Raw genomic sequence first — 21,741 nt, forward strand, 5'->3', positions numbered from 1 at the left:
GGACATGAAGAGCGCCCTTGCCGCTGCGAGCGACCGCTTTTCGCTCCTGGCCTACTGCCTGCTTGCCCTCGTCTCCATTTGGTGGGCGGGCTCCTATCTTCTGATTAAGATTGCCGTTGTCGATGTGCCGCCAGCGACGCTTGCCACGGCAAGGCTCCTGATCGCGTCCTCCGTGTTGCTCGTCTGGCTGAGGCTCAGCCGTGCAGGCTCGCTTCCCTCGAAGCTCGGTTCATGGGCCGGTTATGCCCGGATTGCGCTGTTCGGCCACGCTCTTCCCCTTTATCTCATCGCTTGGGCATCGATGACCGTGCCGGTCCGCGAAATGGCGATCCTGGTTGCCACTACCCCTCTCTTCGCAGCGTTCTTTGCCCATGTTTCGCAGCGCGAGTGGCCGTCGAGCGCGACCGTCTTCGGTCTATTGGTTGGCTTTTTCGGTCTAGCCGCATTCCTGGGCCATTCCGCGGGATCCATTTTGCACTCGAACGCGAGCGCGGCACCGCGTCTGGCCCTTTTGGCCGCAGCCGCAAGCTATGCTCTATCCAGTCGCTCGGTGGCCCGGCTGAAGGACGCAAATGCCATCGTGACGGGAACGGCAGTGATGATCTGCGCCATTCCCATGCTGCTGCCGCTGAGCCTCGCCTTCGAGCGTCCTTGGGCGATCGCCCCGACGGCTCCCGCTCTCACAGCCCTGCTGCTGCTTGGCGTGATGTCCACGGCAGTGGTCTACGTCGCCTACTATCGACTGATAAGACTGAGCGGGCCTGCCTTCGCCAGCATGCATCACTACCTTGTTCCGGCTGCAAGCATCACGCTTGGCGCGGTATTTTTGGATGAAAGATTAGATCTAGACCAGATCGCATTCATGACGCCGGTAATCGCGAGCGTCTTCATTGCGCGCGGATTGATATCACGAAAATTGTGACCCGACTTTTAGGGAGAACGATCATGCCTGTGCTTGAGACGCCACGACTTTCCATGCGCCCCGTGGCTATGTCGGACTTCGAAGCCATTCATCGCCTTCATACCGATCCTCTTGTCGTGCAATCGCTGTTTTCCGGAGAGCCTCCATCGCGCGAGAGCACGGGCGAAAAGGTCGAGCTATATGTGCGTGACTGGCAGCAGAACGGCTTCGGCTTTTTCTCGGTGTTCCTGAGAGGAAATTTACAGGAGCAAAGCGAGTTCGCCGGCCGGGCAGGCTTGCGCCGCTTCGAGGACACGAGCGATGTCGAATACGGCCTTTGCCTGTTTGGCCATATTGTCGGTCGCGGGCTCGGCCCAGAACTCGGCCGGGCGATCCTACGCCACGCATTCGAGGAACTCGGTCTGGAGCGCGTGGTCGCGCTGATCCGGCCGGAGAACGAGCGTGCTGTTCGCGCGGCGCAAAAGATTGGGTTCAGCCACGTCGAAGATCGACGATATGGCGACCGCGTGAAGGGCTTCTACGACGTGCGCCCAAGCCAGTACGGAGTCGCCCTGAAGACCAGTGGATCCGGGAGGCATGCGAGCTGAACTCGGGCGCCCGTTCGCCTGTAACATGGAGAGAACTCATGAACATGGTCACCACGGACATCGGTGAGAAGCAGGTTTGCGATCTCGTTGTTCACAACGCAGTGCTTCTGACGGTCGATGAAGCGGACCGGGTTATCGCGAACGGCGCCATCGCGGTTCGTGACGGCGCGATTGCTGCCGTCGGCGCCGCTCACGACATCCTCGCCAGGTACAATCCCCGGCAGTTCCTCGATGCCGGCGGCGGTATTGTCCATCCAGGATTCATCGACGCTCACGTTCATATTTCCCAGTACACTTCTCGCAGCGTTCTCTCCTGCATGGAGGGAACCGGCGTGACGATGGGTGACTGGAAGAGCGCGCTTACGCCAGAAGATGAGCACGCCAGCGCAGCCCTGGCAGCCATGGACTACCTCAAGAGCGGTTACACCGGTTTCGTCGACCCAGGGACGATCTTCTCGCCGGACGCAGTCGCGTCGGTGGCGGAAGAATTCGGTATTCGCATATGGCTGACCGACCCTTATGTCGCTGACGCCGGCGTGGAGCTCAAGAAGCACTTTCCGGAACTTGTCAGCGATTCGTTTCTTGCCCGCTGGCCGAAAAATCAGGAGGAAGCCTTTCGCCGCCTGGGCTCTCAACTTTTTCGGAACAAAGAGCGGAACAGTCTCGTGAGGGCCTTTATCGGTCTTTATGGCGAAGGCACGGATTCTGAAGAGCTGTTTCGCGCCGCCTTCGACCTCGCCCGCCAGCACGGCGTGCAGATGCAGGAGCATCTGGGCTACTCGCCCCTCCCATACCGTCAGCGGGAATCCGCATTTGGGGTAAGCATGATGCAGCACATGTCCGAAGAGGGCCTTCTCAACGGCCATGTCACCTTTGTGCACATGAACGCTGTCCACGGCGGCGACGTCCCGATCCTGGCGGCGCATGAGGTCGGCATCGTATGGTGCCCTTACGGGCAACTTCAAATGCTCGGCCGAGGCGGCGCCGAAGGCCGGATGGTGGAATTGCACCGCGCAGGCGTAAAGGTCGGCATCGCCAGCGACATTCCTCGCGCTGTCCATTTCAGCGGCCTCGGATCATTGGCCGCGGTCACTGCCGCGGCAACGGGCCTGGCTGCGTCGGGCCGCGAAATCCTGCGCATGCGCACGAGTGGATCCGCGGCCACGGTAGGCGCCGCCTCGGAGCTCGGCAGCCTCGAAGTCGGAAAGCGCGCCGATTTCGTGGTCCGCAGGCCAGACGTCTCCGAAAATCTAGGGCGCGATTACGCCCTGGAATTCGCGGTCATTGCCGATGCCAACAGTATCGAGTTCGTTTTCGTCAACGGCGAATGCGTCGTAAGCCAGGGCGAGGTCCTGCGCGCCGACGATCATGCCGTGATTTCTCGCGCCCGGGATTCGGTGCGCGGACTTGCCGCCCGCATTGGCCTTGCCTAACGAGCGCCTCAGGCGCGAACGCCAATTCGGGAAGCGAGCGATCGTGCCGATCGATGCGCGTCGGCGACAATGGCGCCCGCGTCCAGATTGGCGACCTGCCCGCGGTCAACGACTTGGCGGCCGCCGACGAACACGGCTTCGACCGTGTCGCGACCGCCTATCACAGCCATTTCAAGCGCTGGATCGAAGCCGAAATTGACGGACGTGGTGGGGCACCGGACGACGAAATCGGCGCGCTTGCCGAGCTCAAGGCTGCCCAGATCTCCCTCGGCGCCGACAGTTGCAGCGGCACCGTGGGTGCGCATCCGCAGGATTTCACGTGGCGTTGCCGGCCGTCCAGAAGCCGCGGCCGCGGACATCGCCAGCGTTCCGAGCGCGTCGAAATCCGCGACCCGGGGGATGTCGCTTGCAATGCCGACGGCCACGCCCGACCGCTGCAGTTCAACCATGCGCGCCTGTGCATCGGGTTGCCCGAGCATCTGCAACTGGCCCCATGGGCACCAGACAACGCGCACCCCATGCTTGGAGAGAAGGGAAACCTCGTCTTCGCGAACCAGGTTCATGTGGACAAAAGTTACATGCGGAGCCAGGAAGCCGCGTTCCTCGAACCATTTCAGCAGCGGCCGCCTCAGCATTAGCTCCCGCTTGCGCTGAAAGGCGGGAAGGTATCCAAGATGCTCTTGCAGCCGCACACCATGACCCTGGGCTAGGTCGAATGCGGCTTTGTAGAGTTCTGGCGAGTCGGTCGCCTCGCCGTAGAGACCCACAAAAGCCTTTACCAGGCTATCCGGATCTCTGTTTCGAAAAAGCTGCGACCCCAGTCTCTTCAGCGCTTCGTCCTGAGTTCTTGGCCAGCGCGCAAGAAAATTCGGGCTGACCAGTTCAGGCAGATTTTCGGCCAGCGCCTCGGCACCGTCAGCGACATAGGGATCGGTGAGCCAGATGCGAATGCCAGCTTCGTCCGCGACAGCCGCGACCGCGTCCGGCGAAAAGATGGTGCCGGGATCGACAAAACCGGTGTACCCGCATTTCAGGTAGTCGAGAGTGGCGAGACGTGCGCTCGCATACTCATCTTCCGGCGTCAGCTCGCCTTTCCAGTGCCCCATGGTAACGGAGGTCCCCTCCATCAAGGGCAGCACGCTGCGCGCCGAGTATTGAGAGATATGGACATGGGCGTCGATGAAGCCGGGATGGACCACCCCACCGTTCGCGTCGAACAGCGTATCCGAGGTGTAGCGGGCGAATATCCGCTCTCGGGCGCCAAGCGCGGCAATGCGCCCGTCTCGCACGGCAAACGCGCCGTGGGCAACAACGCGATCATGCGCATCGATCGTGAGGATCGTGGCATTGTGGACAATGAGATCACAGCGTTGTGGTTGCCCTGACTCGGACGGTTCTTTGAAGGTGGTGGTTGAGATAGGCATGATACGGTTCCGAGATAGGTTGTGTCGAAGGCGCCTAAAGGACTTACGGCGGCGTGAATTCACCGCCGTTGAGGTCGAGCACCGCGCCATTCACGAAGTCGGCGTCCGGCGCCACTAGGAACGCGACGGCGCGAGCAACGTCCTCTGGCCGACCTAGACGGCCAATGGGTATGCGCGCCAGCGATTCCTTGTTGATGGGCGACTCCGTGGGACCCGCCATATCGGTGACGATGCGACCGGGCGTAATCGTGTTGGCCGTGATGCCAAATTGCGAGTATTCGCTCACGATAGAGCGCGCCAGGCCGACAAGGCCGCTTTTGGATGCCGTGTAGGCGGCGCCGGCGATCCGCGGCATCGTTCGACCGGCGAGCGAACCGATGAAGACGATGCGCCCGTATCGACGCTCGGCCATGGTAGGCAGCACGCATTGGCAGCAAACCAGCGCACCGGTCAGATTGATCGCCAAGACTTCGTGCCATTCAGCGAGGTCGATTTCCTCGATGGGAACGCGCCCGCCATTGCGTTTCGGGGAGTATCCGGCATTGCAGACGAGGACCGCCGGCCCCGGCCAATCCGCTTTGAGATCTGTGAAGAATCCACGCACAGCCTCCGGATCGCGTAGATCGACAACCGCGGATCGTACGCGCTCGTTCCCATAAGAACCGGCCAAGGCGCGGGTGGATGTCGCAACGCGTTCCGGCTGCTGACTGAAGAAGGCCACACGGTAGCCGGCCCGCAGGAGGGCATCGGCGCTTGCAAAGCCTATGCCGCTTGAGGCGCCGGTGATGACAGCAACCGGTATCTCGTCGCCGAGCTCCACCATCAGACCTCCTCCATGAGAGAGCGAGACGGTTGAGACCGGTCGAGCGTTCCGTCAAAGAGAGACAACGGCGGATGGGCATCGGGGTCCGTGACGATGTCGATCAACCAGGGTCCGTCTTCAGAAAGTGCGCGTCGAAGCGCGGGGAGAATGTCCTCATGATGCTCGACTTTTATGGCGTTGCAGCCACATGCGCTGGCAATCGCGGCATGGTCGACCGGTGCGAAGTGGCAAGCGCTGGTGTATTGGCCAAATTTCACGGTTTCGGCATCCTTCTGATAGCCGAGGACGCCGTTGTTAAGGACGATGACAGTGAGGTCGATGCCAAGGCGTACCATTGTTTCAAGCTCCGCCCAGGAGTGGGCAAATCCGCCATCGCCGACCAAGGCGATAACGGGCGCGTCGAAGTCAGCGAGTTTTGCGCCAATGGCCATGGGCAGCCCCCAGCCAAGACCGGCGAGGCCACGCGGCGTGAGGAACCGCTGACCGGCTTTCAAGGCGGTGAGTTGGCCGACCACCCACATCGAAGAATAGCTGGCATCCGCCACCACCGTCGTCTGGGGCGTAAGGCAGCTCTGGAGCTCCATCATGATGCGCTCAGGGCGAAGCAGCGCAGCGTTGCGCGCCAAAATCGCGCCGCGATCTGCTTCAAACGCAGCACGCACTTGCGCGATTTTTCCCTCCAGTTGATCGCGTCCCGCCAGGCGATGCGAAAGGTCACGGCAATTGAGCATCTCCGACAGGGCTACCAGCGTCTCCGCCGCATCGCCGACGAGACGGAGCGCCTCGTAGTTACGACCGATCTCGACTGGATCGACATCCAAATGAATGATGCGGGCGGAGCGGGGAATCGAGCGCCAGCTGTCAGTTCCGTTCTGATTGGTGCGCGTCCCGACAAGCAGGATCACATCCGCCTCTTCTAGAAACCGTCTCGAATGGCGCCCCAATGATCCTGGCCCGTTGAGCGGGCCAAGCACGCCCAGCGAAAGTGGGTGGGTTTCATCCACGGCCCCCTTGCCCATGGGGGTCGTCATCACGGGCAAGTGTGCCAAGTCCTGCAGGCGAGCAAGCGCCTGCGGAGCACCGGTCGTCAGGGCCCCGCCGCCGGCCATGACGACAGGCTGGCGCGCCCCTGCCAGCAGTTCCACTGCCGCAGAAATGGCTGCATCGCCTGGGCGCGATCTGTCGATTGGCCATGAGCCGAGCGCCGCCAGGCGCGGATGCCCAGTTTCGGGCGCAATCTCCCGCAACAAATCCGCGGGCAGCAACAACACTGCTGGACCAGGCCGACCACTGCCCGCCGCTGCGAAGGCGGCATCGACATAGTCATCCACGCGGTCCGCAGTAATGATGCGCCTGACCCATTTGGCACAGGCCTGGAACAGGGCTATGTGATCGAGTTCCTGAAAAGCGTTGCGATCGAGATAGGGGCGCTCCACCTCCTGGACGAGCGCCACGATTGGCACGCTTGCCTTCAGCGCTTCGGCGAGTGGCGGAACCAGCAACGTAGCCGCCGGGCCGTTCTGGGCTGCAACCACGGAAATGCGGCCGGATCGTCGGGCATATCCATCGGCCATTGCGCCGCCCATATTCTCTTGGCGGTAGGCGATCTGGCGAATGCCAACCGCCTCGGCCGCGAGGATGACCGCCGACGGAAGACTTTGCGCGAAAATGAGCTCAACGCCGTGGCGTTTTAAGGCCTTGGCGATACGCATGGCGACGGTTTCGGCACAAGGCGTGGACATTACGATATCTCCTCAAGGAGCGCGGAATTTTCGGCAAGGAATGTTTCAAGGGCGTCGGCGATCGCATCGACCTCCGCTTCGCCCATGGACGTCGAAAGACAGGCCGCCGCGCCAACTGGCAGAACGATGCCGTTTGCCGCGAAAAATCGCGACATCTCTTTCATGACCTTGGCTTCGGCAGGGCTCAAATGCGCTTCCCGGAATTCGCGCGGAGGCGTCGGCTTCGGGTGAAGGCGGAAGAGCGAAGCCGCCCCGGTAATGCTAAGCGGCGCATTTGCCCGTGCAATGGCGTCCACCAAACGGCTGCGCAGTCCGTCACCCAACCGTTCAAGCCGGGCGAAGGCAATCTGATCGAGGGCCTCCATCGCGGCGTGGCCAGCCACCATCGAGATCGGGTTCGCGGAAAATGTCCCCCCTTGCGGAAGCAACGGGCGGCCGCGGCTGCCGTCGAACACGCTCATGACGTCGCCCAGACCACCAATCGCTCCAATCGGGAAGCCGCCTCCGATAATCTTACCCAAGGCGAACAGGTCCGGCTGAAGGCCATAGCGCGCCGCTGCGCCGCGATAGTCCTGACGAAAATTGAGGACCTCATCGCTGATAATGAGAATCCCGTGCTCGCGTGCCATTTCCTGGAGCGCGGAAACGAATTCCGGTGCGGGAGCGATCAGCCCGGCACGGCTCGGCATCGGATCGATCAGCACGGCGGCGATGTCACTGCCGTGCCGGGACAGCAACTGACGCGCTCCAGCTGGATCGTTGAACCGAAGCACCACCACATCGTCGAGCACCGAAGCCGGCATGCCGCGGTAATAAGGCGTCGCCGCCGGGCGATCTGGGGGTCCCCAGTTATCCGGCACGCTTGCCTGAGCGACCTCCACCCAATCATAGGCACCGTGATAGGCGCCTTCGATCTTGGCGATCCGGGATCGTCCGGTGAACGCGCGGGCTGCCTTGATGGCGAACATGACGGCTTCCGTGCCTGTATTGACGAAGCGGATGCGCTCGAGCCGAGGCACGCGGGTGCATAATAGGGAGGCGAGCTCGACTTCCGCCTCCGTAGGGTTGGCAAAGCAGGTGCCGTTCCTCATTTGGCTTTCGACGGCTGCGCGCACCGGTTCAAAACCATGCCCGTGAATGAGCGTGGTGAAGTTCAGATTGAGGTCAAGGAAGCGTCTTCCGTCGACATCGGTCAGATAGGCTCCCTCTGCGCGGGCAATGTAGCGGGGCACCGGATCCCGTTCGATGGTGACGCGTGTCGTGCCATCCGGGAAGACGGCATGAGCGCGTTCAAACAACGCATGTGAAAGCGGTCCAGGTGGGAACGCGGCTGCTTGCGTCGTTTGTGAACTGGCCGGAACAGGGATCACACCTCGCCTCCATGAGCGGTCGCGGCATCGAACAATGCGACCTTAGGAACATGGGGTGAGGAAAAACAGATTTTGAAATTTGATGCAACAAAAAAATTAGGAGATCGATCCTCCATCCTGCTCCCCGACAGCAGCGAGTTGCGAGGATAAGCGCCGGTAGCCGCTGCGGATGTCGTTTTCGATTGCCGCTCGCACCGCCGCGGGATCGCGGTCATGCAATCCTCGCAAAGCCCACAAATGGTTGGAAACGCCGGTGCGCGACTGCGCGAACTCCGGATAGAGGCCGTTGAACGCCGGCCCCATGCGAAGCCATAACGATTCAATGATGGTAACGAGCCGACGCATGCCGGAGCGGCGATAGATCAGGAAGTGAAAATCCTTATTGGCATCGAGAACTTCAGTGTATCGCCCCTCGTCCAGACCACGATTGATGCGCTCCTGTAGGTTTTCCAATTCATGGATCTCCGCCTCGGTCACGTGGTTGGAGGCCTGCTCGGCCGCCAGGCCCTCCAGGGAAAGGCGAATTGCCGTGATCTCGTCGAGGTCTGGAAGGCTCAGATAAGGCACGATGACGGTTTTAGGGCCGGCGTTGATGAGCCCTCCTTCGCCGATCAGTCTGGTGATTGCATCACGCGCCGGGGTGGTGCTGACCCCGAGGACTTGGGCGACCGAACGAAGCGTAAGCTTGGTGCCTGGCTGCATCGCTCCTCGAATGAGCGAGTCTTTCAAAGTCGCGTAGGCGCTCTCGCCAAGGCTGCTGTGCCGATCAATCGGCGCAAGATCGCCCAGAAGCGTTTCCTTGCCTTTTTTTGGCGCAGCAAACATCGGTGAACCATCCATCCTGTCATGCGTGCGATCGGGAAGCTGATGAGCCCCCGCCCGATTCGCTGTGAAATCGCGGCTAAACCCTAGTCTTGGGGCGTGCCCTGCGCCAGAGGGCGACAACGAGGGTTTCGGCGGCTTGACAGATGTATGAACCGTTTGTTACACCAAATTTCATATTTTAAAAAGGACGACATATTCAGGCACGCAGCAACGGGAGGATGGACAAATGGGCAAATTGCAAATCGAGGGGGCGCCGATAGACAGGCGCAAAATGCTTAGCCTGGCCGCTGAGGCGGTGGCGGCCGCGAGCGTTGGCCTGACATTGCCCGAGCTTGTCATGGCTGCCCCTGTGGATGAACTCGTCGAACGCGCACGCCAGGCTGGCGAGCGACAGGTGGTGGTGGCCGGCGGCACCGGCGCCTATGGGGATCTTGTCAAGAAACACTTCTATCTACCGTTCACGGAAGCCACGGGCATAGAGGTGGTCGCCACCGGCGGCGGCTATGGCGAGAAGCTCGCCAAGCTAAAGGCGATGGCATCGGTTGGAAAGGTCGAATGGGACGTCATTACCCTTTCGGTCGACTCGCTCGCCCCAGACGTCACGAACCTGCTTCGCGACCTTGGTGATTGCGCCGACTTGCCAGACGTTGTCAGCCAGGGTGTCGACGGTTCGTGTCTGCGTGAGGGCGTGATGTTTGATATCGGAGGCGGCGTCCTTGCTTTCGACAAACGCAGCTTTCCCGAAGGCCAGGCACAGCCGGCAAGCTGGGCGGATTTTTGGGATGTGAAGGCCTTCCCTGGACCGAGGGCGTTGCCGAACATCGGCAATCCGTGGTGGTCATTGATTGCGGCGCTTGAGGCGGATGGCGTGAGCCGAGATGCGCTGTTCCCGCTGGACATCAATCGCGCCTTTCGCAAGCTGGACGAGATCAAGCCGCACGTCACTGTATGGTGGAAGAGTGGCGACCAGAGCCAGCAGATCTTTCGCACGCGCGAAGTGGCGATGGCTATGCTGTTTTCGGGCCGCGCTTTCCGGCTGCGCAGCGAGGGAATTCCGCTCGGCATCAGCTGGAACGGTGCGCCTCTGGACGCGGCGTTTTGGGCCGTGACCAGAGCGGCTCAGCATCCAAACGCCGCGCTTGCGCTGCTCGATTTCATCTACACGCGACCGAAGGCGCATGCCGAATTCGCGGCGGAGTCTTTCGGCTCGACGGCGCAGCGCGGAGCCCTCGATTTCCTGCCAGCGGACGCCAAGCTTTCAAGCGTGCTGGAGCCAGCCAACTGGTCAAACATCGTTCGTGTCGACCGCGGATGGCTTGCCGCAAACCGCGAGAAGGTCTTGCAGCGCTGGAGCACGTGGATCGCGAGCTGAACTGATTTCTGAATGCCAGGACTGCCGGAACCTTCGGGCTTGGCGATCCTGAGATGTTGTCCCTGAACTTTGGACTTTTTGGAGGTAGCCGAGCAGTGGATGGAGCAAGTGTTTCAGTTCGGGGGCTAGGCAAGCGGTACGGCGCGGTTCGCGCCGTAAAGGGGCTGGGCATCGAGGTTTGTTCCGGCGAGTTCCTCTCGCTGCTGGGACCATCTGGGTCCGGCAAGACGACACTCCTTATGATGATTGCCGGCTTCGAGATGCCAACTGAGGGCGCGATCCGGATTGGCGATCGGGACGTGACCTATGTTGCGCCGAACCGGCGCAATATCGGCATGGTGTTCCAGCGATACGCGCTATTTCCCCACATGACGGTCGCCGATAACGTCGCCTTTCCGCTGCGCATGCGCAAAGTTGTGAAAGCCGAGATAGCGCGTCGCGTCGCCGACGCCCTCGCGCTGGTGCAACTTCAAGACTTTGGCAAACGTTTGCCGAGCGAGTTGTCGGGTGGCCAACAACAGCGCGTTGCGGTGGCGCGCGCTTTGGTGTTCGAGCCGCCCGTACTTCTCATGGATGAGCCGCTGGGCGCGCTCGACAAGAAGCTGCGTGAGCAGATGCAAATCGAAATAAAGCACCTGCAGCGGCGGTTGGGTGTGACCGTCATCTATGTGACTCACGATCAGGAGGAGGCGCTCACCATGTCGGACCGTATCGCAGTGATGCGCAACGGCTCGCTGGAGCAGATCGGTTCACCGATCGCGCTCTATGACAACCCCGCCACGCCATTTGTGGCGGATTTCGTCGGTAAGACGAACTTCCTGGAAGCTGTTTGTCACAGCTGCAACGGAACCGGTCTTGAGTTCGGCCTTGGCCAAAGCGGCTTCATTCACCTGAAAGAATGCCCGCCCACCCTGCCCTCGCCGCCCCGGCCAGGCGACAAAATGCGTCTGGCCGTGCGCCCGGAGCAGATACGAATCTTGCGTCCGGGAGACAGCGATAGGCCGCCGCTCAACGGCGTCGTTGAAGCCGTGATATTTGTCGGCTCATTCCGGACGTTTTTGGTGCGGCTTGCCGGAGGCGAGCTCATCCATGTCCAGGCCGGCACGGATCATGGCATGGCGTATCCGCAAGAAGGCGAGCGCGTCGGCCTGACCATACCAAGCCAGGCAGTGCAGGTCTTTCCTGATCGGAGGCAGTGACGATGCACGCCAAACCGTCCGCGGAGGGTTCACTTGGGAGCCGCCCAACTTCGGCGAGGGAATATGGGCCGGTGCTGTCGCTGCTTCTCGTCAGTCCACTTGTCCTGCTTCTCGTCGGGGGTTTCCTCTATCCGGTCGGAAAGCTCTTTTGGGGCAGTATCTTCGTACCGGAAGCGACGTTTGCGAATTACGCGCGCATCCTGCAGGAGCCGCTTTTCCTGCTTGTCCTGTGGCGGACGTTCGAGATCGCCTTCGTCGTTACCGCTCTCGCCTTGCTGCTCGGTTATCCCGTGGCTCTGGCGATGGCGCGCGTTCCAGGGCGCGCGGCAATACTGATCGCCGCTTGCGTTCTCATCCCGTTGTGGACGAGCGTTCTCGTTCGCTCCTATGCCTGGATAATGCTCCTCCAGCGCAACGGGGTCGTGAATAACGCACTGATCGAGACAGGGCTGACAGAGACGCCTTTGCGGCTCCTCTATACACAAGGCGCCGTGATCGCGGCGATGACGCAGGTGCTGCTGCCCTTCATGATCTTGCCGATCTATTCGGTGGTCCGCAACATTCCCGACGACCTTGTAAGGGCGGCGCGCAATCTCGGCGCCGGCAGCCTCCAGGCCTTCGTTCGCGTGACGCTGCCGCTGAGCCTTCCCGGAGTCACCGCAGGAGTGCTCATCACCTTCATTTTGTCGCTCGGGTTCTACATAACGCCAGCGCTCGTTGGCGGGCCAAGCACGCTCATGATGGCTACTTTGATTGGCCAGCAGACGACGGAACTTCTTGACTGGCCGTTCGCAGGAGCGCTGGCCGCCGTTCTGCTCGCCGCCACACTTTTTCTGGTCGTCGTCTTCCGACGCACACTGGCCTTCAACAAGGGGTTCAAACTTGGCTAGCGCTGACCTGGTTCTTGCTGAACGTGCCGTTCGAGAAAAAGGCCATATCGTCAACAGTGCGGCAGCATTTCTTGCCGCGCTGGCGATCGGGCTGGTCCTGTTCTTCCTTCTGCTGCCGACGCTCATCGTCATCCCGATGTCTGTCGGCACCTCACCCTACATTGAGTTCCCGCCACGGGGGCTCACCTTCAAGTGGTACGAGGCGTATTTCAGCGATCCGGACTGGATGGCGGCTACCTGGTTCAGCGTTCGCATTGCGGTCGCGACAACAATGTCAGCCACGGTCATCGGAACGCTTGCTGCCGTCGCTTTGGTCCGGGGCCGGCTGCCTGGCAAGGAGATCCTGCAGGCGTTCACCCTGGCTCCGCTGATTGTTCCCCACATCGTCATAGCCGTGGCGCTCTATCTAGTCTTCGCCCCGCTTGGTCTGACCGGCAGTTTCTACGGGTTCGTCATTGCCCATTCGATGCTCGCGGTGCCCTATGTGGTGATCACGGTCAGCGCTGCCCTCCAGCGCTTTGACCAGAACCTCGAGCTGGCGGCGCTCAATTGCGGCGCCACGCGACTGCAGGCGTTCCTTCATGTCGTGCTGCCGAATATACGGCCCGGCGTCGCCGCGGGTGCCGTCTTCGCCTTCCTCGCCTCTTTCGATGAGGCAACTGTCGCCTTTTTCATTTCGGGGATCGAGGGCAAGACCATCACGCGCAAGATGTTCGAAGACATCGATTTCAATCTGACGCCGGTCATCGCGGCGGTTTCCACCGTTCTCACCCTCGTCTCGCTCGTCCTCATGAGCACGATCGAGATCGCGCGACAGCGCAGCGGGAACGGCCGCCTAGGCTGAAGCACCGGGCGTCAATTGCGCCGTCGCGCCCGAAGTGTGAGACAAATTGGAGCGAGAACGATGCCCGAACCGAAACATCGCCCCAGGAAACAATTGGCCCGTCCACGTATCCTAGTCGGGCGCTTCTTTCATGAATCGCACAGTTTTAGCCCGCAGATTACTTCGAGCGACCGTTTCGAAATCAGGCAGGGCGAAGGGCTGATTGCACACGCAAGGCTGTCCGGGACCACCCTTGGCGGCATCGTCAATCGGACCGAGGAACTTGGTTACGAGGCGGTCCCCACGGTTTCGGCCGTTGCTCCACCCGGCGGTCTCGTGGATCACGACTTTTATGTTCAGATTCGCGACAGGCTGATCGCTCTGGCACGCCAGGAGAAATACGACGCCATCGCGCTTGAATTGCATGGCGCCATGGCAACGGCCGAACTTCCCGACGCGGAAGGGGATCTTCTTACGCGATTGCGCGAGGGGGTTGGATCGCATGTTCCGATTGGTATCGGCCTCGATCTGCACGCCCACGTCACGCATTCCATGCTGCGGTCGGTCGACATCTGCATTGCATGCAAGGAGAACCCGCATTCCGACGTGGTTTCCTGTGGCGAGCGCGTTGTCGACTGCGTGGCAGCCGTTCTCGATGGTGAGCTTGAGCCGGTTCTCACCATGGCCAAGGTACCCATGATCCTGCCGGGTGCTGCTGAAACCGGTGCCGGCCCGCTTGCCGAGCTTCATGCGCGTGCGCGGGCCCTTGCCAAGGGGCATCCGCAGATCCGGGACATCTCCCTGTTCAATGTCTATCCTCATGCCGACGACGCCGATATTGGCCAGGCAGTGGTCGTGCTGACGGATGGTCCGAGTAGGCTGGCGCATGCGGTTGCGACAGAACTCGCCCAGCTCTTTTGGTCCTGGCGCAAGCATTTTCGGGACGATCTTCTTACGATCGATGGTGCCCTTGATCTCGTTGCGCGAGATGCCAACCGGCGCCCATACATTCTCGCCGACATGGGCGATCGGGTTCTGGCCGGAGCGCCTGGCGACAGCACAGCGATTATCGAACGGGCGCTGGCTCGCGGCGATTGCCTTCGCGGTGCCATACCGCTGACTGATCCTGAGAGTGTCGAGACCGCCACAACGGCCGGGCCCGGCGCGCATGTCACGCTCGCCATGGGCGGGCGCATGACACCGGGGTTCGCGCCTCTTACGGTTTCCGGTTTTGTCGCAGACGTAGGTGACGGCCGCTTCGTGATAACGGGACCGTTCGGTGCCGGCGAAGAGTCGTCTCTCGGGCGAACCGCGGTGTTCGTTGTCGATGACCGGCTAAGCGTCCTGCTGACAAGCAAGCCGGGCTTCACCCACGACCCGGCAGCTTTTGTAAGCCAGGGCATCGATGTCGCGGCCCAGGATTTCGTCGTGGTGAAATCCGGCTATCACTTCAAGCTGAATTTTGCCGGGATAGGCACGCCGCTGAGCGTCGCAACGCCGGGAATTGGCTACTACACCCCAAGGCTACTGCAACGGAAGAAGGCCAGGTTCTGGCCCGAACACAAGATCCCTGCCCCTCAGATCAGGACTGTTGTATATGGCAAATCCGTGAGGGTGGCGACAGCACTGAGCGACCGTTAAAAGCCATCCCTGGCGTCAACCGCCGGCGGCTTCCTTCAGCCGTGTCAGGTGGGCTTGGCAGATCTCTTCGACGAGCCGGTGCAGATCGGCGGTGCGCCCGCCGAGCCAGACAAGCGCTTCCTCACTGATCGCGTAATGCTTGGAGTAGCGGGCTTTGACATAGGCTTCGTTGAGTGTGTTGAACCACGCGCGGTAGCGCTGCTGGTCGCGCGGCCATGCTTCGGCGAGCCGCCGGTCTTGCTCCTCTGCAAGCGCCCGGAGGAATGTGAGTTTGTGCGATGGCGGACTGTAATTTGTGAACACTAAGAGAAGAGCTGCATAGGTGTTCTCAATTGCCTGATGTAGCTGAAAAGATGCGTTCTTCAGCCGTCCTTTCTCCAGCGCAAACCGAAAGGCGTCAAGAAAGTCCCGTGCGCCAGGTATGCGATCATCAAAATGCTCTTCGGCAAACTTATAGGCAGCCGCGGGCGTAATCGCCTTCGGCTCGGCGAGCGGCTCTTCGTCGAGCTCGTAGAGCACGATGCCGTCGCGGCGAATATCGGTGAAGAAATACTGTCCCTCGCGCAGCGCCGTGTTCACCTCTCGCCGTGAATGTGTGATGAAGCTGGTCGGCGTCTTGATGCCCCTGTCGCGTATGAGCCGGTCCTTTGCCTTGTACCAGTAGGCGAAGTCGGCAAGCTTGCGGTTGTTGATGACGATGAGCAAGTCGTAGTCCGATCGGTAGCCTTTCATCGTATGCGGCTCGTCGACCCAGTCGCCGCGCGCATAGGAACCGAACAGGATGATCTTCAGGATACGGCCCTTTTTCTTGAACTCGGCCGTGCCGTTGTCCAGCGCATCGTCGAACTCCTCGTGCAGGATATCGACGATCCGGCCGAGTTCGCCCTGCTTGTGCTCAGGCAGATGATCGATGCTGGTCTTCATCATCACGGGGTGTTGCAATCCGGATCGAGAGTAGAGGACGGCTCTATCGCTTCTGCCATTGCTGTCGGTTAAGGGAAGTTCGCCAATGAAGGGAACCTCTCATCGATCAGCGACGATGCCTGATTGGGTTGTGCTGCGCAACTTCGCGGTTGCAATAATGGGTCATATCTGGCGGGTGTTTCAGGATCTCGATCACGAGGCGTTCCAATGGGACGACGACTAGCCCAAGAGCCAGTCTCGAATTGGCAGGAGCAAGCTTTCGAGCATTTGATAGGCGCCCAGCAGCCAAGTCTCCACAGCACCCAGCTGATGTCCAAAATAAATCATGGGACCAATCACGATCAGAGCCCACAGCGCGAGTCCCACAGAACCGTCCGGGCGATCAGAACTCTCGTCCGGCGGTGGAAGTGGATTGACGTGCCAATGCTGCTTCATTGACCTAGCGTTCCCGGTCTTCAAGCGTGCGATGATGGCGTTCTTCGACTTCGCGCTCCAATTCGCGTAGCCGCGGAACTTGCTGCTGCGGTGGATCCGCCCTGTGGTCCTGGGTCACCCGCGCGGTACGATCGCCCGACTCGGACGGTCTGGCTGCCTCGCGTACATTCTCGTGACGTCCTCGTTCAGCTTCTGCGCGACGCCGGATTTCCAACTGGATTTCGTTGTTCAGGTCGTGTCTGATCGTTGCCATGTCACGGATATAGCCGTTGCCGTCGAGAGCGGCCCGGGCCGCTTCCCGCAGCAGATCCGCATGTCTGATTTCGGCCTCACTCAGCCTCGCAATCCGAGCCACACCCTCGGCTTCGCCTTCCACGCGACCGGACCTCCCCGTCGAACGGATGTCCCGCGCTTCAGGCTCGTAATAACGATGGACATCTCTCTTTGCGGCGTCGATCTGGGCGAACAACGCGTCGCCGGCGCGAACCGCCTGCGCGTCATTTTGCCTCGCGGGGAGGTTCCGTGTGGGATCGTACATATCGATCGCCCGACGGGAAGCTCGGACCTGAGCCTCGTCGTTCAGTGCCTGAAGCAGGCTTTCCTCCCCCTTTGATCGCTCGTAGAGATAGGTGTTCCCATCAAGGGCTTCCCGGGCGTATCGTTGGAGCAAGGTGTCATACCGATTTGACTCCGCAAAATAGTCAGCGCGAACGGCTGCACGTTCATCATCGGATATGTCAGCGCGGAAATACTCGGTCGAGTATCTGTCGGTCGCGCGATCAAGCGAGTGGAAAGCAGCATCGTATTCCGCCAGGATCTCGTCTCCTTCACGCACCGCACTCTCGCCATGGCGAGCGACTGCATCATCGAACGGACTGTCTCGAGACGTGCTTGCCTGCCCATCGTTGTGCTGCTGATCCCGATCGGTGCTCGGTCTTCCTTCGATGCGTCGCTCGCCATCGTCGCGCTCGGTCGGCTGAAATCCACCCACCTCCTGAAGATGCTGCTCGTCCCTGGTGGAAGTCTGTTTGCCATTGTCATCGCGATCAGCCTCGACAGGCTCAATCCCACCCTGTCGTTCTGAAAGTTCGAGATATTCGCGGCGAATGTTCACCACCTCGCGCGCGGTCGCGGCGACCTCGTCGAATTCCTTGCGCTCGGCCGGCTCGATCGAAGCTTCGACAGCTGCCAGCACGGCTTCGACACGCTTTCCATAAGCCTCGAATTCTGGTCGTGTCATCGCGCGCATGGGAGTCTCTCCGGCTCCGATCAACTTATCAAGCTCTATCATATTGGCATTCAGATTTGTAGGGCTCAGCGAATTTTCAAATTTCTCGATGTCGATTTGACTTTCTCGTAGTGCCGCCTGTAGCCGGCCGATCTGCTCGGCAGCGAACTCGGAAACGGCCTTGTCGGAATCCGAGCGCACGACCTCGCCCCAGGCCTGCGCCGCTTCGACGGCATAGCCGACGCTGCGCTCCGATCGTGCCGCAGAGTGCCGATTGGCGCGCTTGGCATCGTAACGGGCCTGTGCGGCGCGGCTTGTGCCTTCATGCTCGGTTCGCCCGACATAGCTCACCGGCCGCGCCTGATTGCGGCCATAGGCCGGCGGGCTGGCGAGATCGCGCCGGTCGGTGAGCTCCATGTCGATGCCATGCTCGCGGGCTTTCTCAGCCATCAAAGCGCGCCATTGCCGAAACACCTGCGGGCTGGTCTGGATCCGCTCGCCTGTCTCGGAGCGCATGGTGACGATGGCATGGGCGTGGATGTGCGGCCGCCGACCGCCCTGCCGGGTCTCCTTCGGGTCATCGGCAGGATCGTGGAGCGCAAAAATATAGCGATGTCCACCAAACTGCTCGCCGAGAAAATCGCGCACCGCGCCGTGGAATGCTGTCGCATTCGTGCCTGCGCGCGCCGAGACGATGAGATGCATGACGTCCCTGCCCTTGCGGCTGTGCAGTTCGCGCCGCCACTCCTTCTGGACCAGATCGCCCGAGTGATCGAACGTCTGGATCACCCGTCCCGTCTCGTCCTTGACGTCGCCTTGCACGCGCTCGACGAGCTCCCGTACCCGCGCCGTCGCGAACTCAACGCCGTTGCCATGACCGCGGAACCGGAAACGGGCTTCCGCTTCACAGCCGACCTCGGAATTCGCAAATCTCTCCTGGGCAATGCCCGCTGCCTTGGCGTCAGCAGTCAGGCGCTCGCCGTTCCGGTCTCGCAGCACGACCACCCCACGCACCTCGATCTCGCCGGCATGCCCCTCCTCGACGGCATAAACAAAACGCCGGTCTCCAAAGCCCGCGCTCAGTATCTCGCGAACGAGTTCCTGCCTGCCACGGCCGACGAGCGTGTCGGCAATCGTAACCTCAAACATGCCGACATCGCGACTGGCGGCCCGGTTGTCGAATAGATGCTCCCAATCGCCGCGCTGTTCGGCGAGCGCCGCCTTTCCGGTGATGTGTTCGCCCCTCTCATTCTCAACCGGCAATTCCCCTCTGCGTGACGCGTAGCTCATCATTGCAGCCGCCCGAACGCCGCCACCATAGGAGGCAAGCTTGACCACTGCCGGCTGGCTTCCCCGCGCCAGCGCCGCGAACCGGACAGGCATCGGCCGAGCAGTTCCGCCCCGGAGGGCGGGGCCGCTTCCGCTGCCGGGCCTCCTGCCGCCACGCTGCCGCCGGCCAGCGCCCTCCTCCGGCAGATACGCCACCCCTCCCCTTCGCGGTCTGTCCCAATCGATCCCCTCATGCTCGCCCATTTGCAGCTCATGCAGCAGTGTAGCGCGCCGGTGCTCCCAATCCCGTTCGAAGGCACCGAGAAAAAACTCCATCAGGCCGCCTCGCCACGCCGGGTAGCACCGGCGCGCTTCGTCATGGACGCGAGTTCCGCGGCGACGGTGATGGCTATCGCGCGGGCGTCGTCGATCGCTCCCGTGAGATCCGAACCCGCCACCGACCGACTTGCGTTGAGGGCACGGGCGATCTGGTTGAGATTGCCGCCGACGGCGCGCATGTCCTCGACGAGCATCCCGATGATCGCCCGGTCTTGCCTGCTCATAAACGGTCGGACACCGGCGCCTTCCAACGAGAGTGATCGCATAAAGCGTGAAACCGAAAGTCCGGCCCGTTCCGCCGCGCCTTCTACAGCCGACATTTCATCGTCGGAAAAGCGGATGTGGGCGACCCTTTCTCGCCTGGCGGGCTTTTTGGGAGGCGATCCATTCGACGCCGTCATCGATGATCCTTCTTGGCCTTTGCGGCCACAGGCCGCGGATCGAGGGCTTGTCCCTCGATCGTCAGGAAAAATGTATCACATTTTTCCGTATCCTGCCAACCAAATAGACATCGATATTAAGTAATTCTGGCGCATATTCCATTTTTCTATGGTCAAGATGACTCTACATTTCTATATTCATCTGAGCCTTGCGTCACATGAATCCACATCCCTGCAATCGCGGATTCGTGTGTGAGTAGAAACCCATATTTGTAGGAGAAGAGGATGCCGACCGTGATCTCCGCCATCAACGGCAAGGGAGGCGCAGGCAAGACCACCGCTCTCATGAACGTCGCTGGCGAGTATGCCCTTCGAGGTCGAACCGTGGCGATGATCGACATGGATGCGCGCAGCAATCTGACCAAGTGGTGGAGCGACTGCCGGGAGAAGGAAGCCCAGGCCGAGCGCGTCGATGTCGTTGGCCACAAGACGGCCAAGGCGGTCGGCACTTATCTGGATCGCGCAGGCGCCGGCTTCGACTACATTCTGATCGACACGCCGGGCGAGGACACGGCGATCGTTGATCCGGTGATTGGATGGTCCGATCTTGTCATCTCGCCGATCCAGGCATCGAAGCGGGAGGTACTCGGCGCGATCGACTGTTTTGAATCCGTCCTGCGCGTCAACGAGGCGCTCGGCCGCGGCTGCCGTCACGGTGTGCTGCGGACGCGGGTCTCGTTGACCGTACGGCACACCGAACTTTATCGGAAGATCCGGCCGATCATCGAGGATAAGGTCGGAACCTATCTCTTCCGGACCGAGGTGATGGAGCGCAATGTGTACAAGGATATCCAGAACGGCATCGGGACCTTGCAGATGCAGGAACTGACGGAAGCGATCGCGAAGGCACGTCGGGAGACGCAAAGCGTTGTGGAGGAGATCGATGAGCTTTTGGGCGCTGATGGAGAGACGGGGGGCGGACGGTGAGCGGAAAAGAGCATCTATCGCTCGATGAGTTCGTGACCGCTCCCAAAAAGAAGGTGGCTGTCGACGTGCCGGACGCGCGCGCGCCTGAGGCAGATGCGAGGCTGCCGGAGCCTCCGGCCAACACGGCGGAAGCCGATATCAATATCCGTCAGGAGGCGAGAAAGGCGCTGCGGCGGGTGAAACGGGAGCGCGTGAAAGGGGAGAACTTTTTCGTCAATGTGAGCCTTGATCGGCGGACCAAGCGCCGGCTGAAGCTGGCATCGTTCAATGCGGAGACATCGATGCAGGCGATCATCGAGGCGGCGATCGTCAAATATCTCGACGAGATTGGCGCTTGATAGTCCGATCAGGTTCCAGCCTCCCGGCTCGCTGTCCAAGGACATTTGATCGGAGCGCCTATTTGCTGCTAGGCTGATGTCAAATTGGTCCTGATTTCACGGTGGAAGGACCAATGGGGGCGAAGACACGCGTCATAGCGACGTGTTTTTGGGGCAACAGGAGCGGGCTAAAGCCGTCGCCATGGCGATCAAGGACGTTCAGAAATATATCGACGAATGTGGGCTCGTCGAAACGAGCGACGAAGAATCGGAGAAGCCGATCTATCGCAAGCCAGGTTTCGAGGGCATTCGAAGCTTCGGCGAGATGGAGCAGACATTCAGCCAGTTCATCCGCGAGCATCGCGACGCGAAGCGCCTCAATCGCGCCCAGGTCGGCATGATGGTCGGGCTGCATGAGACGATTTTCGCGCGCTATGAGCGGGCGTTTTCGAAGCTGCAGGCGACGCGGCTGATCCACCTTTGCGAAATCCTCGATTGTTCGCCGATCGAGATGATCCATGCGGCAGCGCCGCATTTTTTCGGCGAAAGCCGCAAGGAGGCCGACGACAAGCTGAAGCTCATGCTGCGCATTCTGGACATGCCCGCCTCGACCGCATCCAGCCTGCTCAGCATGATCGAAGGTCTGGCGGGGGAAGATTGAACTTCCGAGCAGCCATCGAGGTAGTGGGCAAAGACGCCGACCGGGGCGCCGCGAGAGGGATCGTCGCCGGAGGCCGAGAGGGCGAAGCCGGCTCGGGGAGCGGTGGCACGCCGCAAGTTGTGCCCGACCGCCGAAGGTGGCTCGCCCAAA

Annotated in this window: 20 protein-coding genes; 11 read left to right on the forward strand and 9 right to left on the reverse strand. The window is 61.1% G+C overall.

Annotated elements, in window-relative coordinates:
- The first annotated feature begins 4 nt into the window (after positions 1-4).
- From FJ970_RS31365 to FJ970_RS31375, 3 genes are read left to right on the forward strand one after another with little or no spacing between them, the layout of a single operon-like run.
- A complete protein-coding gene (locus FJ970_RS31365) occupies positions 5-922 on the forward strand; it encodes a DMT family transporter (RefSeq protein ID WP_227792316.1) in 918 nt (305 codons plus the stop codon).
- A 23-nt stretch (positions 923-945) separates the two neighbouring features.
- Positions 946-1,509 (forward strand): GNAT family N-acetyltransferase, encoded by a 564-nt coding sequence (locus tag FJ970_RS31370; protein ID WP_140758325.1) that lies wholly within the window; start codon positions 946-948, stop codon positions 1,507-1,509.
- Positions 1,510-1,547: 38 nt separating this feature from the next.
- Positions 1,548-2,942 (forward strand): amidohydrolase family protein, encoded by a 1,395-nt coding sequence (locus FJ970_RS31375; protein WP_140758324.1) that lies wholly within the window; start codon positions 1,548-1,550, stop codon positions 2,940-2,942.
- An 8-nt stretch (positions 2,943-2,950) separates the two neighbouring features.
- Here the strand turns inward: FJ970_RS31375 and FJ970_RS31380 are convergent, their stop codons facing one another.
- From FJ970_RS31380 to FJ970_RS31400, 5 genes are all read right to left on the reverse strand, one after another.
- The gene (locus FJ970_RS31380; protein WP_181178506.1) at positions 2,951-4,366 is read right to left on the reverse strand and encodes an amidohydrolase family protein; all 1,416 of its coding nucleotides are present in this window, start codon (positions 4,364-4,366) and stop codon (positions 2,951-2,953) included.
- Positions 4,367-4,409: 43 nt separating this feature from the next.
- Complete coding sequence (fabG, locus tag FJ970_RS31385; protein ID WP_140758322.1) at positions 4,410-5,189, reverse strand: 3-oxoacyl-ACP reductase FabG; 780 nt, start codon at positions 5,187-5,189, stop codon at positions 4,410-4,412.
- Positions 5,189-6,931: an acetolactate synthase catalytic subunit gene (locus tag FJ970_RS31390; RefSeq protein WP_140758321.1), complete on the reverse strand. Its 1,743-nt coding sequence runs from the start codon at positions 6,929-6,931 to the stop codon at positions 5,189-5,191. Before FJ970_RS31390 ends, fabG begins: the two co-directional genes overlap by 1 nt.
- Positions 6,931-8,298, reverse strand: a complete 1,368-nt coding sequence (locus tag FJ970_RS31395; RefSeq protein ID WP_140758448.1) for an aspartate aminotransferase family protein — start codon at positions 8,296-8,298, stop codon at positions 6,931-6,933. The genes FJ970_RS31390 and FJ970_RS31395 overlap by 1 nt, the downstream gene beginning before the upstream one ends.
- 99 nt (positions 8,299-8,397) lie before the next feature.
- Positions 8,398-9,126 (reverse strand): GntR family transcriptional regulator, encoded by a 729-nt coding sequence (locus FJ970_RS31400; protein WP_140758320.1) that lies wholly within the window; start codon positions 9,124-9,126, stop codon positions 8,398-8,400.
- A 226-nt stretch (positions 9,127-9,352) separates the two neighbouring features.
- Between FJ970_RS31400 and FJ970_RS31405 the strand changes: the two genes are divergently transcribed.
- The 5 genes from FJ970_RS31405 to FJ970_RS31425 are packed head-to-tail and all read left to right on the forward strand — an operon-like array spanning position 9,353 to position 15,051.
- Positions 9,353-10,498 carry an extracellular solute-binding protein gene (locus tag FJ970_RS31405; protein WP_140758319.1) on the forward strand — a complete coding sequence of 382 codons (1,146 nt, stop codon included), beginning with the start codon at positions 9,353-9,355 and terminating at the stop codon, positions 10,496-10,498.
- A gap of 53 nt (positions 10,499-10,551) precedes the next feature.
- Positions 10,552-11,697, forward strand: coding sequence for an ABC transporter ATP-binding protein (locus tag FJ970_RS31410; RefSeq protein WP_227792318.1), 1,146 nt, complete (start codon positions 10,552-10,554; stop codon positions 11,695-11,697).
- A gap of 2 nt (positions 11,698-11,699) precedes the next feature.
- Positions 11,700-12,587 carry an ABC transporter permease gene (locus FJ970_RS31415; RefSeq protein ID WP_140763075.1) on the forward strand — a complete coding sequence of 296 codons (888 nt, stop codon included), beginning with the start codon at positions 11,700-11,702 and terminating at the stop codon, positions 12,585-12,587.
- A 46-nt stretch (positions 12,588-12,633) separates the two neighbouring features.
- The gene (locus tag FJ970_RS31420) at positions 12,634-13,431 is read left to right on the forward strand and encodes an ABC transporter permease (RefSeq protein ID WP_227792347.1); all 798 of its coding nucleotides are present in this window, start codon (positions 12,634-12,636) and stop codon (positions 13,429-13,431) included.
- Positions 13,432-13,491: 60 nt separating this feature from the next.
- A complete protein-coding gene (locus FJ970_RS31425) occupies positions 13,492-15,051 on the forward strand; it encodes a M81 family metallopeptidase (protein ID WP_140763078.1) in 1,560 nt (519 codons plus the stop codon).
- Between the two features lie 15 nt (positions 15,052-15,066).
- On the opposite strand, the gene FJ970_RS31430 is transcribed toward FJ970_RS31425, so the two are convergent.
- The 4 genes from FJ970_RS31430 to FJ970_RS34000 all read right to left on the reverse strand — a co-directional run bounded on the left by FJ970_RS31430 (position 15,067) and on the right by FJ970_RS34000 (position 19,647).
- Positions 15,067-15,975 carry a nucleotidyltransferase and HEPN domain-containing protein gene (locus FJ970_RS31430; RefSeq protein ID WP_140763195.1) on the reverse strand — a complete coding sequence of 303 codons (909 nt, stop codon included), beginning with the start codon at positions 15,973-15,975 and terminating at the stop codon, positions 15,067-15,069.
- Between the two features lie 219 nt (positions 15,976-16,194).
- Entirely contained in the window at positions 16,195-16,410 is a 216-nt protein-coding gene (locus tag FJ970_RS31435) for a hypothetical protein (protein WP_140763081.1), read from the reverse strand.
- Positions 16,411-16,414: 4 nt separating this feature from the next.
- The gene (locus tag FJ970_RS31440; protein WP_140763083.1) at positions 16,415-19,021 is read right to left on the reverse strand and encodes a relaxase/mobilization nuclease domain-containing protein; all 2,607 of its coding nucleotides are present in this window, start codon (positions 19,019-19,021) and stop codon (positions 16,415-16,417) included.
- 221 nt (positions 19,022-19,242) lie between these two features.
- On the reverse strand, positions 19,243-19,647 hold the full coding sequence (locus FJ970_RS34000; protein WP_140763086.1) for a plasmid mobilization protein: 405 nt from the start codon (positions 19,645-19,647) through the stop codon (positions 19,243-19,245).
- Between the two features lie 324 nt (positions 19,648-19,971).
- Here FJ970_RS34000 and FJ970_RS31450 point away from each other — a divergent pair, with 324 nt between their 5' ends.
- The 3 genes from FJ970_RS31450 to FJ970_RS31460 all read left to right on the forward strand — a co-directional run bounded on the left by FJ970_RS31450 (position 19,972) and on the right by FJ970_RS31460 (position 21,591).
- Positions 19,972-20,613: a ParA family protein gene (locus FJ970_RS31450; RefSeq protein ID WP_415752062.1), complete on the forward strand. Its 642-nt coding sequence runs from the start codon at positions 19,972-19,974 to the stop codon at positions 20,611-20,613.
- A 53-nt stretch (positions 20,614-20,666) separates the two neighbouring features.
- Entirely contained in the window at positions 20,667-20,951 is a 285-nt protein-coding gene (locus tag FJ970_RS31455; RefSeq protein WP_227792322.1) for a hypothetical protein, read from the forward strand.
- Positions 20,952-21,132: 181 nt separating this feature from the next.
- A complete protein-coding gene (locus FJ970_RS31460; RefSeq protein ID WP_140763095.1) occupies positions 21,133-21,591 on the forward strand; it encodes a helix-turn-helix domain-containing protein in 459 nt (152 codons plus the stop codon).
- The last annotated feature ends 150 nt before the right edge of the window (positions 21,592-21,741 follow it).

This window comes from Mesorhizobium sp. B2-1-8, assembly GCF_006442545.2.
Lineage (GTDB): Bacteria > Pseudomonadota > Alphaproteobacteria > Rhizobiales > Rhizobiaceae > Mesorhizobium.